We start from the raw sequence: 13,377 nt of genomic DNA, 5'->3' as shown, positions 1-13,377 counted from the left end.
TGGCGTAGATAATAAGAACATTAAGCCCCTAAGGTAATATTTTATGAAAAAGCTCTACGCAGCAATGATGTTTGCTGGGATATTTTTATTGAGCGCATGTAATGGAAGCTCGGGGGAAAATGATAGCTCCCCAGCACCAACCCCCATTGCCTCTTCTGTTTCTCTTGCTCTTTATGATGCTAATGGCGTTGCCAAGCAAAGTTTTTCATCCGATGAAACGATAACACTGACTGCCACCGTTCGTGATGACAACAATACTCCCATTGCTGGACGTGCCGTTGCTTTTAACGCTGATATTGGAGTTCTATCTGTTACCAGTAAACTTACTGACAGTCGCGGTGAAGCGACTATCACCTTAACCAACAGCACATTTGCCGTCGGCGCAGGCTCTGCGACGGCCACCGCCAATGACATATCATCAACGATTGATTATGAGTTTTTATCTATCGGTAGTACTAATCCACCAAGTATTAGTACTGAAATTCGATTAGACGGCGTACTAATCAATCAGTTTAAAACTAGCGAGCAGGTACAAATTTCTGCTACCTTGATTGATCATAATAACCAACCAGTGGCAGGTGAAATTATTGCCTTTACTGCTGATATTGGTGAGCTTGCTACCGCCACCGCATTGACCAATGAACAAGGTACTGCCAATGTTGTGCTAACAGGCAATGGAGATATTGGTGCAGGCGTATTAACCGCCAACATTAATGACTCAACCTCAGTGACGCCAAGTCGCGTTAATTATGAAATTCTTGCGGATGACGCTGTCATCATTGATGAGGGTATTCGCATAGGGCATTTTGATGGAAATGATTTTATCGAAGGAAAAATAAAATTATCAATCGATGACAATACCATTAGCGCTGGCGGTACCTTAGGATTAAGCGTTGACCTAACCAATAACAATGGCGAATTAATTAACACGCCAACCCCTGTTTCTTTTACATCAAACTGTGTTCAATCACAGCATGCCGGTATTGATGAAACCGTACTAAGTATTAAAGGTAAGGCAACATCAACTTATGAAGATATCGACTGTGCTGGCGTTAGTGGTAGTGATGACGTCATCGTGGCCTCAATTACCGTAAATGGCGTTACCAGTGTTGCTTCAGAAACCATTTCTATTACCGGTGAAGAACTTGGCTCAATTGAATTTATATCCGCCGAGCCAACTTCCATTGTATTAAAAGGTACTGGTGGTCAAGGCAAACAAGAAACATCCATTCTGACTTTCCAAGTCAAGAGTGCGTTAGGTAACCCATTGGCGCAACAAGCGGTGAGCTTTATATTGGACACCAATGCCGGTGGTATAGAATTAACGCCAATGTCAGGGCTAACTAATAGCCAAGGCATGATCACTACTATTGTTAAAGCAGGAACAGTGCCTACTGCTGTACGCGTGACTGCTCGGTCGACCATGACCATAGGTAACGACACAATCGATGTGCAAACCCAATCGGATTTATTATCAATAAATACCGGTTTACCAGAGCAAAGCTCAATGACGATATCAACCAGTATTGTCAACCCAGAAGCCTATGATTTTAACGATGCAACCGCATTGATAACAGCGCAATTAGCCGACAACTTCAATAACCCTGTACCTGACGGTACTACGGTAAATTTCACTGCTGAAGGTGGCACTATCGGCAGTACTTGTATTACAGTCAATGGCGCCTGCTCAGTCGATTGGATCAGTTCAAACCCCAAGCCTGACAATCATCGCATCACCGTTTTAGCAACCGCCTCTGGCCATGAAACCTTTTTTGAGTCAAACGGGAATAACTTTTTTGATGATGACGATGGTGTAGCACATCAAGAAAAAAGCGTGTCATCAGGTGCAGCGCGCATTACGCCAATGGCATCTGGTTTTATCGATATGAGTGAAGCATGGCGTGATGATGATGAAGACGATGCATACGATGACGGTGAAAAGTACATCGACTTTAATAATGACAAAACCTTTAGCGCACCTGATGGACTTTTCAATGGCCCGCAATGCCAAGGTGCCTTATGTGCACCTGAAGGCACCAATGAAATTCACGTGCGTAAATCACTAGTGATGATCATGTCGAGCACTGCTGCTCTTGTCAGGCTAGTTAACGCAAACACTAATACCGTATACGTTGATAATAATGCAGGCATTAATGGTAGCTTGCCAGATATTGCAGACGGCAGTTCACTTGCCTTGCGTTTTGAATTTGCCGATACCGCATTACAAACATTGCCTATGGGCACGTCAATAAGAGTATCTATTGACGGTGGTGAACTAAAAGGCACAACAAGTTACGATGTTGGTAACACAGGAGCCAATGGTTATAAATCAGTGAGCTTTTTGATAACCAATGCCTCTGGCGGTGACCCAGAAACCGCCAGTTTATTAGTCAGTATCACCACCCCGCGTTCACAAGAAGTATTCTACATCAACGAGTTTGTTGACTTGTTATAATAGCTTCGACCCACAATAAAAAAACCGCTCTTGGGCGGTTTTTTTATCGTTTGAATGTCTCCAGTTATCCTTAAAAATATTTGTCTTTAACTTGCCCGTATTGGAAATACCCCCACTGCCCGACACGACGTAATGGCGCAAACGGAAATTTCGGAAGATGCCTTGAAAAAATAGGTAAGTCTGCCATTTTTTGTCCAGCAACTTTCTGGGCTAGTCGCTTACCTGCTTGGGCTGAGAATGAAACGCCTGCACCGCAATAGCCCATAGCATAAAAGATGTCTTGTTCTGGATTATGATGAATATGAGGTATGTCATCTAATGACATGCAAATCCAGCCTGACCAAGCGTATTGATAGGATAAATTTTGTAAGGAAGGAAAACTGGTTTTAAGCACTTTGAGCAATCGCTGCGCATAAAAAGGATCTTCAGCCGCTTTACCTGTAATTGCACCGCGTCCACCAAACAAAATCCGGTTGTCCGGCAGTTTTCGGTAATAATATTTCAGTGCTCGTGTGTCCATGACCACATTCGAGGTCAAGAAATTACAGGCCTGAATTTGTTGCTCAGAAAGTGGCTCGGTCACAATTATTTGCGACAACACAGGCAACGTACGGTTACTGACTAAAGGGTGAAATCCTTTTGGTGTATAGCCATTGGTCGCCATCACGACTTTCTTTGCGTAAACAATCCCTTGCGGTGTAGTAAGTTGATAACCGTTTCTATATGTTGAAAATTTCGTAACCGGGGAGCCTGTATGGATTTTTGCGCCCGCTTCCCGAGCTAACTTATGATAACCCCAAGCCAGTTTAAGTGGGTTTAGCCCAAAACCGTCTTGATATCTGATTGCACCGTGGGCATTTTGATCATCCATAAACTGCTCGCGCACCTCATTTTTTGATAAAACTTCCACGTCATAATTGAACATTTCTTGCTGCAGTTTAGCCAGCGCGATGAGTTCTTTCAGCTTCTTCGGCTTATGCGCCACCTTAATATAGCCGGGAGTTTGCTGCTCGCAATCAATTCCTTTATCAATTAATTCATTAACTGTTTCTGCACCAGCGGCCATCTCATTATAGATACCTCGCATCACCTCTTCGCCCCATTGTGCTTGCATTTGGGTGAAAGACTTTCGACCAGAAGATTTTAAGATAAAGCCTGCATTACGGCCGCTGCAGCCCCACGCACTTTGGTTTGCTTCTAGCACGCAAGCATTAATGCCGTGTTCACTAGCTAAATGATATGCACACGATAACCCTGTATAACCCGCGCCAATAATAGCGACATCAACTTGATGTTCGCCGATAATCGGGCCATCGTCTTTCGGTGCAATACCTGACATGCTTGCCCAATAGCTATCTGGGTAAGGCTCATTGGTACCAGGGGAGTTATCATGTAAAGGATCGTACATCTGTACCTCTATCATTTATTGAAGTGTGATAATTCTATTTATGATGCGCACGATAATAAATAGTGGCAAACTATGCTATTACTTTTTATTGAACTTAACTCGTTCTTAGACTATGCGAACAGATAAAAACATCACCTACCAAGCAATGAGCCCAGCAGATTTGGAACAAATAATTAGGCTTGGAAATCACGTCCATGGAGACGGTTACTTAACCCAAGAAAACGCAAAAGCTTGGTTTGAAAAAGGCCTAAGTGGAAACATCAATGCAGGCTTCGTTGCTTACGATGATAAAAAGCTAGTTGGTTTTAGGCTAACTTATGCCACAAATAATTGGCATATCGACCAGTGGTGCAGCCCGGAACTATGGCAGGCATCTCAAGAACGTGTGTGTTATTTTAAGTGTAATACGGTAGATGAGCAGTACAGAGGATATGGCATAGGCAGCGAACTCTTACGTTTATCGATTGAAGCAGCTCAACAACAAGGCGCAGTTGCAGGTGTCAGCCATTTGTGGAAACAAAGTCCAGGTAACAGCGCCGTTAAGTATTTTACAAAATGTGGTGGCCAATTGGTGAAATTACACCCTGACAAGTGGCGTGAAGACGCACTGAACGGTTATGACTGCATATTATGCGGTAATGATTGCCATTGTGAAGCAGCTGAAATGATCATCTATTTTGATGACAAGTGAATTATAACCCTCAATATTGATGTGATAAGAGCAAATCAGCACCTGCGCCAAAAAAATTAGCGTAGGTGCTTTATGTTTGCATTGTAGTTGTTATGCTGAAACTACTTGGCAGACATCAAGTAATCACGCAATTGAGCAAAATCTGCTGCCATATCAATCGACAATATCGGCTCACCCGCACAGTCGGCCAACTCTTTTGGCAAACCAATCGGCTGCCCTAAAGTATTTTCTACCACCTCTTTAAATTTGGCCGGATGAGCAGTGCCCAAGAAGACGCCAAATTCATTGTCTTCACAATCTTGCAATGCTTTATAAGCAACAGCGGCATGAGGCTCACTGATATAGCCTAATTTGGCTAATTGGATCATTGTGATCTGTGTTTCTTCTTCGTCTACTGATTGTGCGCTGACGCAACCTTCAACTAAGCCAGATTTGATCATATGCTCAACACGGGGCCAGTTATTTGGGTTACTAACATCCATAGCATTAGATATCGTCGCAATAGTTTCATGCGGCTCCCAGTCACCCGTTGAAAGGTACCGTGGTACCGTGTCATTTGCGTTAGTAGCAGCAATAAAACGTTTGATTGGTAAACCCAATGCTTTACCCAACAAACCCGCGGTAAGGTTGCCAAAGTTACCACTTGGTACAGAGACAACCAGATCGCCTAAATTCTGCTTTGATTTCTGCCTTGTTAACTGCGCCACCGCTTCAAAATAATAACAAACTTGGGCCAGCAAACGACTGATATTGATAGAATTGGCTGAATTTAATCCAATGGTTTGGGCAAGCTCTTTGTCATTAAAAGCATCTTTGACTAAAGCTTGGCAATCATCAAACGTGCCGTCGATTGCGATCGTTTCAATGTTATCACCTAAGGTGGTGAACATTTTCTCTTGTAATAAACTGATCTTGCCTTTCGGGTATAAAATCACCACACGGATATTGGCTAGGCCGTGAAATGCATGTGCTACAGCAGCTCCAGTATCACCCGAGGTTGCCGTGAGTATGGTTATTTTTTTATCTTTACTAAACGTTTGTAAGCATTGCGCCATAAAACGAGCACCAAAGTCTTTAAACGCTAAGGTTGGTCCATGAAACAATTCCAATATCGCACGATGTTCACTGATCGGCTGAATTTGTGCGGGAAAGTTGAATGCATTAGTGACAATGCTACTCAACTCTTTTTCACTTAAACTGCCTTGAACAAACGGAGCGAGTACTTTCACACTGCGCTCAACAAAGGGTAGCGCCAGTAAACTTTCGATGTCATCAAAAGCAGGCATTTTTTCTGGAAAAAACAACCCTTGATTCTTACCTAGTCCTTGTTTTACGGCTTGCGCAAAACTGACGACTTCATCATTTTCTTTTAAATTATAAAACTGCACGATTTCTTCCTTCTTTACTTATTCTTAATTTAATCATTTTGTTTCAGTCGTAACTACAGACAGCGAGAGCCTGCAATATCCACCTGACAAACATGGACAAAACCAAGATCAGTAGATAAATATTCTTGTGTTAACCAATCAGCCATTGCCTTCGCTTTTGTTAGATCATCTGTAACGGCAAATAGCGTTGGGCCTGAGCCAGAGATGCCTACCGCTAGGCTACCTTGCTCATATAAATAGTTTTTTGCTAGTTCAAAGTTAGGTAGCAGCCCTGCGCGATAAGGCTCTGCGACTACGTCTTTAAATTGTGCAAAGGCTTGTTCTTTATCATTGCGATGACAGGCATCGACAAAGGAAGCTAAATTCTGTCCAAAAGCGATCAAGTCTTGCCGGCTATATTCTGTCGGCAATACTTCTCTTGCTGCTTTTGTTGAGACCTCAATGCCAGGGTACGCCATGACATAATAGCAATCATCGAAGCTAGGTAATGTTCGAGTGATGATATTTTCACTCGGCACCATCAATTGTAAGCCACCGTAATAACATGGCGCAACATTATCATAATGCAAACTGCCACTGATTTTAGCTTCCATTTGGCCCATCATTTTTAACATGGTTTCTTGGTCGAAAAAATCACGATAAAACGCATTTAGAGCATGTAGTGTCGCCACCACAGAACAGGCACTAGAGCCTAAGCCACTACCTACCGGCATTTTCTTATCCAAGATAATATTAACAACATGGACGATTTGATTTTCAGTAACTAATGCTTGGTTAAACTGTAGCAAGCAATCCCATACGATATTACTTTGAGGATCGCTTGGCAATTTATCTGCAAAACGACCAATGACCGATAAGCTGCTTTTATTAGCACCAACTGCTGGCTCAACTGAAACTACATCACCTAGCAAAGTATCGTCTATTGGTTTTACGGCGAGGCCCAAGACATCAAATCCTACGGTCACGTTGCCAATCGACGCAGGAGCAAAAACAGAAACTTTGTTCATCTTTTCCATTAGTGTTGCTGCTCCCACGCTAGGGTACGTAATAAATCACCAAAAACACCTGCTGCCGTTACCGCAGCACCTGCACCATAGCCTCGAAGAACAAATGGTAATGGCTGATAATAACGACTGTGTATCGCCAACGCATTTTCACCATCTTTAATACTGTAAAGTGGGTGGTCTGCTCCTACAGCATCAATAGATACTTGACACTTCCCTCCATTGATTATGCCGATATAACGCAATACTTTGCCTTCAGCTTTTGCTTTATTAACCTTTTCCGCAACACTTTTATCTAAGGTAGGTAAGTTTTGCATAAATTGGTTTACATCACCGCTCGCGTCAAAGTCGTTTGGTAAGACAGAGTCGACTTTAATATCAGACAACTCTAGAGGCATACCCGCTTCTCGTGCCATGATAAGAAGCTTACGGGCGACATCCATACCGCTTAAATCATCTCGTGGATCGGGCTCAGTGAAACCATTTTCCTTAGCAATAGCGGTTGCTTGTGATAGCGACATGCCTTCTTCAAGCTTGCCAAAAATATAAGACAAAGAGCCAGACAATACGCCTTCAAAACGTACTAATTCATCACCAGCTTTAATTAGATTTTGTAACGTATCAATCACCGGTAATCCTGCACCTACCGTTGTTTCATATAAGAAGCGGCGATTAGTACTTTGCGCTGCTACTCTTAACTTTTGATAATAAGCCCAAGAGTCAGTATTGGCTTTTTTATTCGGCGTAACAACATGGATTCCTTCTCCTAAATAGTCGGCATAAGTTAAAGCCAATGCCTCATTTGAAGTAACGTCCACCAATACAGGATTAATCAGGTGATTATCTCGGGCAAACGCTTTAACATTATCAACGTTTAAAGGCGTGGTGTTAACACCGACCTTATCTTGCCACGACTCTAAATCAATACCCTCTTTGTCAAATACCATACCCTGACTATTAGCCAAACCATACACTTTTAAGTCAATATTTTGAGCTTTTAAACTCTGCTGTTGTTTGGCAATTTGACTGATTAACTCGCTACCAACAACCCCACAACCAACAACAAAAGCGTCGATGGTTGGTCGATGAGAGAAAAAATTCTGATGACACACTTTTACTGCATCAGTACATTTTCGCTGCTCGATGACAACGGAAATACTGCGCTCTGATGAGTCTTGCGCAATGGCAACGACATTCACACGGGCTTGCGCCAGAGATGAAAATAGTTTTGCCGCCATACCACGCTGATGATGCATGCCATCACCCACTAAAGAAACAATTGAGAGGTTGCTTTGCAATGCGACTGGCTCAAGTAAGCCATTTAAAAGCTCTAATTCAAATTCTTGATTTAAGCTTTGCTCAGCAATTTTTGCATCTGAAGAGTAAATACAAAAACTGATACAGTATTCACTTGATGACTGGCTTATCATTACCATTGAAATTTTTTCTTGGCTCATCGCCGCAAATACACGACTAGCCATGCCAACCATTCCTTTCATGCCAGGGCCAGAGACATTGACCATGGTTAAATCATCAAGGTTAGAAATGGCCTTAACTTGCTGCTTGTCGTCAGTTTCATTGGCGATCAAAGTACCTGGTGCTTCGGGGTTGCCTGTATTTTTGATTAAACAAGGAATGTGAAATTGCGCAATTGGACCGATTGTTTTTGGATGCAGTACTTTAGCGCCAAAATAAGACAATTCCATTGCCTCTTGATAAGACAAGTAGTCAAGTAGCTTCGCGTCTTTGATCACTCTAGGATCTGCATTATATACGCCATCAACATCCGTCCAAATCTCGCAACATTCAGCCTCAGCGCAAACTGCTAATACGGCAGCAGAGTAATCTGAGCCATTACGCCCTAAAGTGGTTACCTGCCCTTTATCGTCAACACCAATAAAACCAGGCATTACTGATATACTTTCAAGGTGAGCATATTCTCGTTTAAACGCTTGCTTGCATTCATTTAAATCGGCAATTGCATTTAATGATGCTTCATTAGTGATCAGAAAATTCTCAGGAACTAACGCAGAGGCTTGATGGCCTGTTGCTTTTAACACGGAGATAAGCATAGCGACACTCAGTCTTTCACCAGTGCTTATAATGCGCGCTCGAACATGCTCAGGACAAAAAGAAAGTAAATTGGCACCATGCATATAGCGATTAAGCTGAATTTCCCATTTGGCTAGCTCAGCTTCACTATGGGCGACATCAAAACCTGAAACGGTATTTGAAAGTTCGCTAATGATTGTTTGAATTTCATGTTTAAATTTTGCGAGATCACTGACCATTTGCACTTCGTTGCTAATATTATCGGCCATCGCAACTAAATGGTTGGTTACCCCTTGCGGCGCAGAAACAACAACAGCTACAGGAGTTGACTGACACTTATCAGCAATGATATTGGCCACTTCCGTAAATCGCTTTGCAGATGCTAACGAAGAACCGCCAAACTTTAAAACTCGCATTTTTACTTCCTCTTAAAAACAAAAAAGCCCGTGACCTTTTCAGGTCACGGGCTTGGTAAATTCTTTCTTTTTTACACGTCAGCCGATGACCACCTACCCATGAGGGTGGTAGTGGTAATAATGGTAATGATGCGGCTGCTGAATTTTTTCATGGATTTAAAATGCCTGATGCAGTAATACTTGTCAACCCTTTGAATATGAATAAACAATATATATTATGAATAAAAATGTAGTTTCTATGAACATTTATTCAAGTGTTGAGCTCCACAAATTTGGTTACGCCCGGATGATTTGGCGGAATATAACGCGCTATCAGTTTCAGATATCAGTTCGTTTATACTCTTATGACACTCTTGCACCACTGCGACACCAATACTGACTGAAAACTTAACTTCTTTTCCACCATAAATCACTGGAATACTCGCTATGGAATGACGAATTCGTTCTGCGACTTCAAAGGCGCCAACAAGATCTGTTTCTGGTAAAACAATAGCAAACTCTTCACCACCGTAACGACCAAAAATATCGCCTGTTCTTAACAATTGTTTAATCCTACTGGCCGTTTCAATTAGCACTAAATCACCACACTGATGACCATAGTTATCATTGAGCCGTTTGAAATGATCCAAGTCGAACATTAATAAACTTAGCGCATGGTTATGACGTTTTGTTCTTGAAAATTCGATGCTAAGTGATTCTTGCCAGAATTTTCGATTATATATTTGAGTTAACCCGTCTATTCTAGTAGCTAACTCTAACTCTTCCATGGTGTGTTTTAGTTTTGATTGATAGTGGCAAACATCAGTAACATCTTCAACCAATATGCAAACCCTTACCACCTGCCCCTCTTCTTCTATTGGTAAGAACGTACAGTTTTGTGCCATAAAATGGCTATCAGTTGTGATCGGTCTATTATGAGGGAGTTCAAATAAATGATGTCGCTGTTCCCACGAACAAAAAAACGGGGACTTCAATTGCGCAACACCTGCAATTTTTCGCTCAAACCAACGTTTAGGCAGTTCAGGGAAGATTTCAAAAACAGATTTGCCAATAACTTGCTCAAGATTTTTATTGGCGTGTATTGCTATAAAACGATTCCAGTTGATAATGTTACTGTCAAGATCCAGTACTAATACACCTGAATTAAGTTGATCAGATATCGTACTGAACATCGTTTCGTCAATCATTAGAATGCTTCCAATATCCGATCTATAACTTTTTTGATATCAACAATGGCAGGCTCTGGGATCAACAGAACCATATCGCAATTAAACGAATAATCGGTTACTCGATAAGTAATATTTACTTTTAGCGCAGTATCCCAACTAAATGAAAGTTGGTTTAAGTGTTGTGATAATGCCACACTATTGTCATCCAGTAAGCGCGGCGCACTGTATGACATTTGGTTTTCTATCTGACTGGCAAATACGTTTAGAAATGTTGTGGTTAGAATGGAACTAATATCTATAAGTTGCTCTTCTATCGACAATTCTTCCGGTTCATAACCTAAAATATCACCTATTTTATCTGAATCTTTATGCTGATAAACAAGGATGGCTTCACCACGAATTCCTTCATAACCAAAGAAACCTTGGCTAACCAAAGCCATAGGTTGTTCATTTGATTCTAGAGCTTTAGATAACTGTAAGGCACTAACTAGCTCAATGCTTGGTACCCTAAGATCAACAAAAGTATCTAAATATCGGGCTAACTGATCACTCGCTTGCCCCATAGCTACGTTGATAAGTTCTTGTAAGCAATCTTGTTGATCTTCATTTAAGTTAAATGGCATTACAAATACCCATGCTCTTGAAGTCTATCAACAAGAAGGTCTGTTTGGACTGGTTTGCGTAGAAAGGCTTTAGCACCTAAAGACAAGACTTTGTTCTGCATTTCAGGTTGAATATCTGCAGATATAACAAAAACGGATACATCGATACCTTCAGACTTTATTCCTTCTAGAACGCCTATCCCATCTAACTCTGGCATCGTGAGATCAAGAAATAGAACATTAATACTATTTGTTCGTAAGATATCTAACGCTTCGAGGCCATTTTTTGCCAACTGGACATCCTTTGACAATTGTTCAGGTAGACTACGTAATACTTGCTTACGCGCCATATTAGAGTCATCACAAATAAGAACTGACGAGCCCATCAAGTAAACTTCCTTTATTTATTGTTTTTGTTGTTAAAATTAATTTACATTAAAATCATCCATTTGTTAATGGATAAATAATAAGATTTTCTTATGGTAATGGCAAAATTATGACTTAAATCAAATATATCAATATGTTGCTGAAGAACAGATGACTAACTCAAAAATAAGGGCTGTAGAATTTACTTGAGAGGAAAGAGAATAATTTTGTTAGCCAATAATAAATAGCAAAAACATTATCGAGGCTATACCTGACAACCCATATAAAATGGCCATTTTCAAATGATCTTTACTTAATTTCATGGTCCTCTCCATCAGCTTTTGAAACATACGACATGAGCACCACTTTAAACGCCCCTTCCTGGTCAAAAAACATACAATTATTATGCCAAAAGGTTAAAACTACACCTGCTATACGATTACTCTGATGATTGGCCTATCGGTATTATCCATGTGTATATTTATCTGACACTATAATGACCGTAAGGTTTATTATTTTTCTATCGGATTAAAGCATATTCTTTAAAATTGCTTTTTGTAGCTATTCGTTTGATATCGCATCAATGATGTTAATACTGAGGACGAGGACTTTAGAAATATTAACCATTAACGAATATATAGACTGTGGCTTTTTAACCAATATTGGGCCTCTTTGTAATTCGGACAATATTGTTTTACCAATTGCCAAAATTCTTTGGAATGATTGAGAAAAATTAAGTGGCTCAATTCATGGATAATTACGTAATCAACCACCCTTTTAGGGCACATCATTAATAAGTAATTAAAACTAAGCTCCGCACGATTATTACAGCTACCCCAACGCGCTTTATACCGCTTAAAAACCACTGACTTATACTTCAATGACATTAACGCCGCTTGAGCTGATAATCGACTACCAATATATATGCTTGCTTGATTCTTTAGCCATTGTTCGTAAACAAATTGGGCCTGCTCTTGCTGATTATTACCACGTGGCTTCTGTTTATCACACACTCGAAGACTAATAATTAATGATTCATTTTCTATAGATACATTGGAGGTAGATGAACCCACAATTGTCAATACTTTGTTTTCGCCCAGAAATGGCACAACACTGCCCGATTCAAAGCTGATCCGATGTTGACTCTTAGCTAACTTCTGCTCATTAACTTTTGCTTCTAGCCATGCACTCTTTGTTTGTACAAATTTTTCGATGTACCGTTCACACAGTTCAATAGGCGCTCGAACTGTGATCTCACCTTGTTTGACTTGCAAAGCTAAAGTTTTACGTCTCGCACTTCTAATAATGTCATAATTGACGTGTTGCATTGTCGTTACGCTAATATGGGCTGCACAATTATGCAGCTTTCTCAGGTGACTTTGCCTTACTTTTACTCGCTGTTGGCTTTAATTTTACTTTTCCCGAAGGTGAAGCTTCAGGACTCTCCTCAGGCTTATCAACAGACTTAACCACTTTAGGTTTCTTAGCTTGTAGTGCGATAAGCACATCTTCTCGATGTTGGGCAAAGAAAATACTCAGTTCTTCTGTCATTTTTTCAGACAATTCGATTGGTGCACTCGCTAGCATTTCAGACAGATTATCTGCCATATCTAGCATCTTGTCGTATTCGTCCGCCGCTTTCTTATCCATAAATGTTTGCACCTCCACACCATTTCTAATCACGACAAATCGACTTTCTACTGCCATATGTTTCCCTTATTTTCATTTGCATTTAACGGAATTAAACCGCCAACAAAACTGTATAAAACAACAGTACCACATTCAAACGGTCTTCACCATGTGTTTATTATCATAAACCAAAGGCT

Annotated in this window: 11 protein-coding genes; 2 read left to right on the top strand and 9 right to left on the bottom strand. The window is 40.9% G+C overall.

Annotated features, from left to right (window positions below; genetic code table 11):
* Positions 1-43 precede the first annotated feature (43 nt).
* The gene (locus QUE03_RS03485) at positions 44-2,455 is read left to right on the top strand and encodes an Ig-like domain-containing protein (RefSeq protein ID WP_286265142.1); all 2,412 of its coding nucleotides are present in this window, start codon (positions 44-46) and stop codon (positions 2,453-2,455) included.
* A gap of 70 nt (positions 2,456-2,525) precedes the next feature.
* Here the strand turns inward: QUE03_RS03485 and QUE03_RS03480 are convergent, their stop codons facing one another.
* Entirely contained in the window at positions 2,526-3,863 is a 1,338-nt protein-coding gene (locus QUE03_RS03480; protein WP_286265140.1) for an NAD(P)/FAD-dependent oxidoreductase, read from the bottom strand.
* Between the two features lie 112 nt (positions 3,864-3,975).
* On the opposite strand from QUE03_RS03480, the gene QUE03_RS03475 reads away from it, so the two are divergent.
* Positions 3,976-4,554: a GNAT family N-acetyltransferase gene (locus QUE03_RS03475; RefSeq protein ID WP_286265138.1), complete on the top strand. Its 579-nt coding sequence runs from the start codon at positions 3,976-3,978 to the stop codon at positions 4,552-4,554.
* 101 nt (positions 4,555-4,655) lie between these two features.
* Here QUE03_RS03475 and thrC read toward each other — a convergent pair whose 3' ends face one another.
* The 8 genes from thrC to QUE03_RS03435 form a co-directional block, all read right to left on the bottom strand.
* On the bottom strand, positions 4,656-5,942 hold the full coding sequence (gene thrC, locus QUE03_RS03470; RefSeq protein WP_286265136.1) for a threonine synthase: 1,287 nt from the start codon (positions 5,940-5,942) through the stop codon (positions 4,656-4,658).
* Positions 5,943-5,995: 53 nt separating this feature from the next.
* A complete protein-coding gene (gene thrB / locus QUE03_RS03465) occupies positions 5,996-6,958 on the bottom strand; it encodes a homoserine kinase (RefSeq protein ID WP_286265134.1) in 963 nt (320 codons plus the stop codon).
* On the bottom strand, positions 6,958-9,414 hold the full coding sequence (gene thrA / locus QUE03_RS03460) for a bifunctional aspartate kinase/homoserine dehydrogenase I (protein ID WP_286265132.1): 2,457 nt from the start codon (positions 9,412-9,414) through the stop codon (positions 6,958-6,960). Before thrA ends, thrB begins: the two co-directional genes overlap by 1 nt.
* A 236-nt stretch (positions 9,415-9,650) precedes the next feature.
* Positions 9,651-10,601: a sensor domain-containing diguanylate cyclase gene (locus tag QUE03_RS03455; RefSeq protein WP_286265130.1), complete on the bottom strand. Its 951-nt coding sequence runs from the start codon at positions 10,599-10,601 to the stop codon at positions 9,651-9,653.
* Complete coding sequence (locus QUE03_RS03450) at positions 10,601-11,206, bottom strand: chemotaxis protein (protein ID WP_286265128.1); 606 nt, start codon at positions 11,204-11,206, stop codon at positions 10,601-10,603. The genes QUE03_RS03455 and QUE03_RS03450 overlap by 1 nt, the downstream gene beginning before the upstream one ends.
* Entirely contained in the window at positions 11,206-11,571 is a 366-nt protein-coding gene (locus QUE03_RS03445; protein ID WP_286265124.1) for a response regulator, read from the bottom strand. The genes QUE03_RS03450 and QUE03_RS03445 overlap by 1 nt, the downstream gene beginning before the upstream one ends.
* A 606-nt stretch (positions 11,572-12,177) precedes the next feature.
* Positions 12,178-12,879, bottom strand: coding sequence for a M48 family metallopeptidase (locus QUE03_RS03440; protein ID WP_286265123.1), 702 nt, complete (start codon positions 12,877-12,879; stop codon positions 12,178-12,180).
* 28 nt (positions 12,880-12,907) lie between these two features.
* Positions 12,908-13,258, bottom strand: coding sequence for a YebG family protein (locus tag QUE03_RS03435; protein WP_286265120.1), 351 nt, complete (start codon positions 13,256-13,258; stop codon positions 12,908-12,910).
* Between the last annotated feature and the right edge of the window lie 119 nt (positions 13,259-13,377).

It is taken from the genome of Thalassotalea atypica, assembly GCF_030295975.1.
GTDB classification, from domain to species: Bacteria; Pseudomonadota; Gammaproteobacteria; order Enterobacterales; family Alteromonadaceae; genus Thalassotalea_F; species Thalassotalea_F atypica.
Note: the sequence above shows the minus strand (reverse complement) of the source record. Positions and strands in the feature narration are given on the sequence as shown.

What these genes read in the sequence shown, in the direction of transcription:
- QUE03_RS03485 (WP_286265142.1), top strand. Translation starts at nt 44, where the DNA reads ATGAAAAAGCTCTACGCAGCAATGATGTTTGCTGGGATATTTTTATTG.
- QUE03_RS03480 (WP_286265140.1), bottom strand. Translation starts at nt 3,863, where the DNA reads ATGTACGATCCTTTACATGATAACTCCCCTGGTACCAATGAGCCTTAC.
- QUE03_RS03475 (WP_286265138.1), top strand. Translation starts at nt 3,976, where the DNA reads ATGCGAACAGATAAAAACATCACCTACCAAGCAATGAGCCCAGCAGAT.
- thrB (WP_286265134.1), bottom strand. Translation starts at nt 6,958, where the DNA reads ATGGAAAAGATGAACAAAGTTTCTGTTTTTGCTCCTGCGTCGATTGGC.
- thrA (WP_286265132.1), bottom strand. Translation starts at nt 9,414, where the DNA reads ATGCGAGTTTTAAAGTTTGGCGGTTCTTCGTTAGCATCTGCAAAGCGA.
- QUE03_RS03455 (WP_286265130.1), bottom strand. Translation starts at nt 10,601, where the DNA reads ATGATTGACGAAACGATGTTCAGTACGATATCTGATCAACTTAATTCA.
- QUE03_RS03450 (WP_286265128.1), bottom strand. Translation starts at nt 11,206, where the DNA reads ATGCCATTTAACTTAAATGAAGATCAACAAGATTGCTTACAAGAACTT.
- QUE03_RS03445 (WP_286265124.1), bottom strand. Translation starts at nt 11,571, where the DNA reads ATGGGCTCGTCAGTTCTTATTTGTGATGACTCTAATATGGCGCGTAAG.
- QUE03_RS03440 (WP_286265123.1), bottom strand. Translation starts at nt 12,879, where the DNA reads ATGCAACACGTCAATTATGACATTATTAGAAGTGCGAGACGTAAAACT.
- QUE03_RS03435 (WP_286265120.1), bottom strand. Translation starts at nt 13,258, where the DNA reads ATGGCAGTAGAAAGTCGATTTGTCGTGATTAGAAATGGTGTGGAGGTG.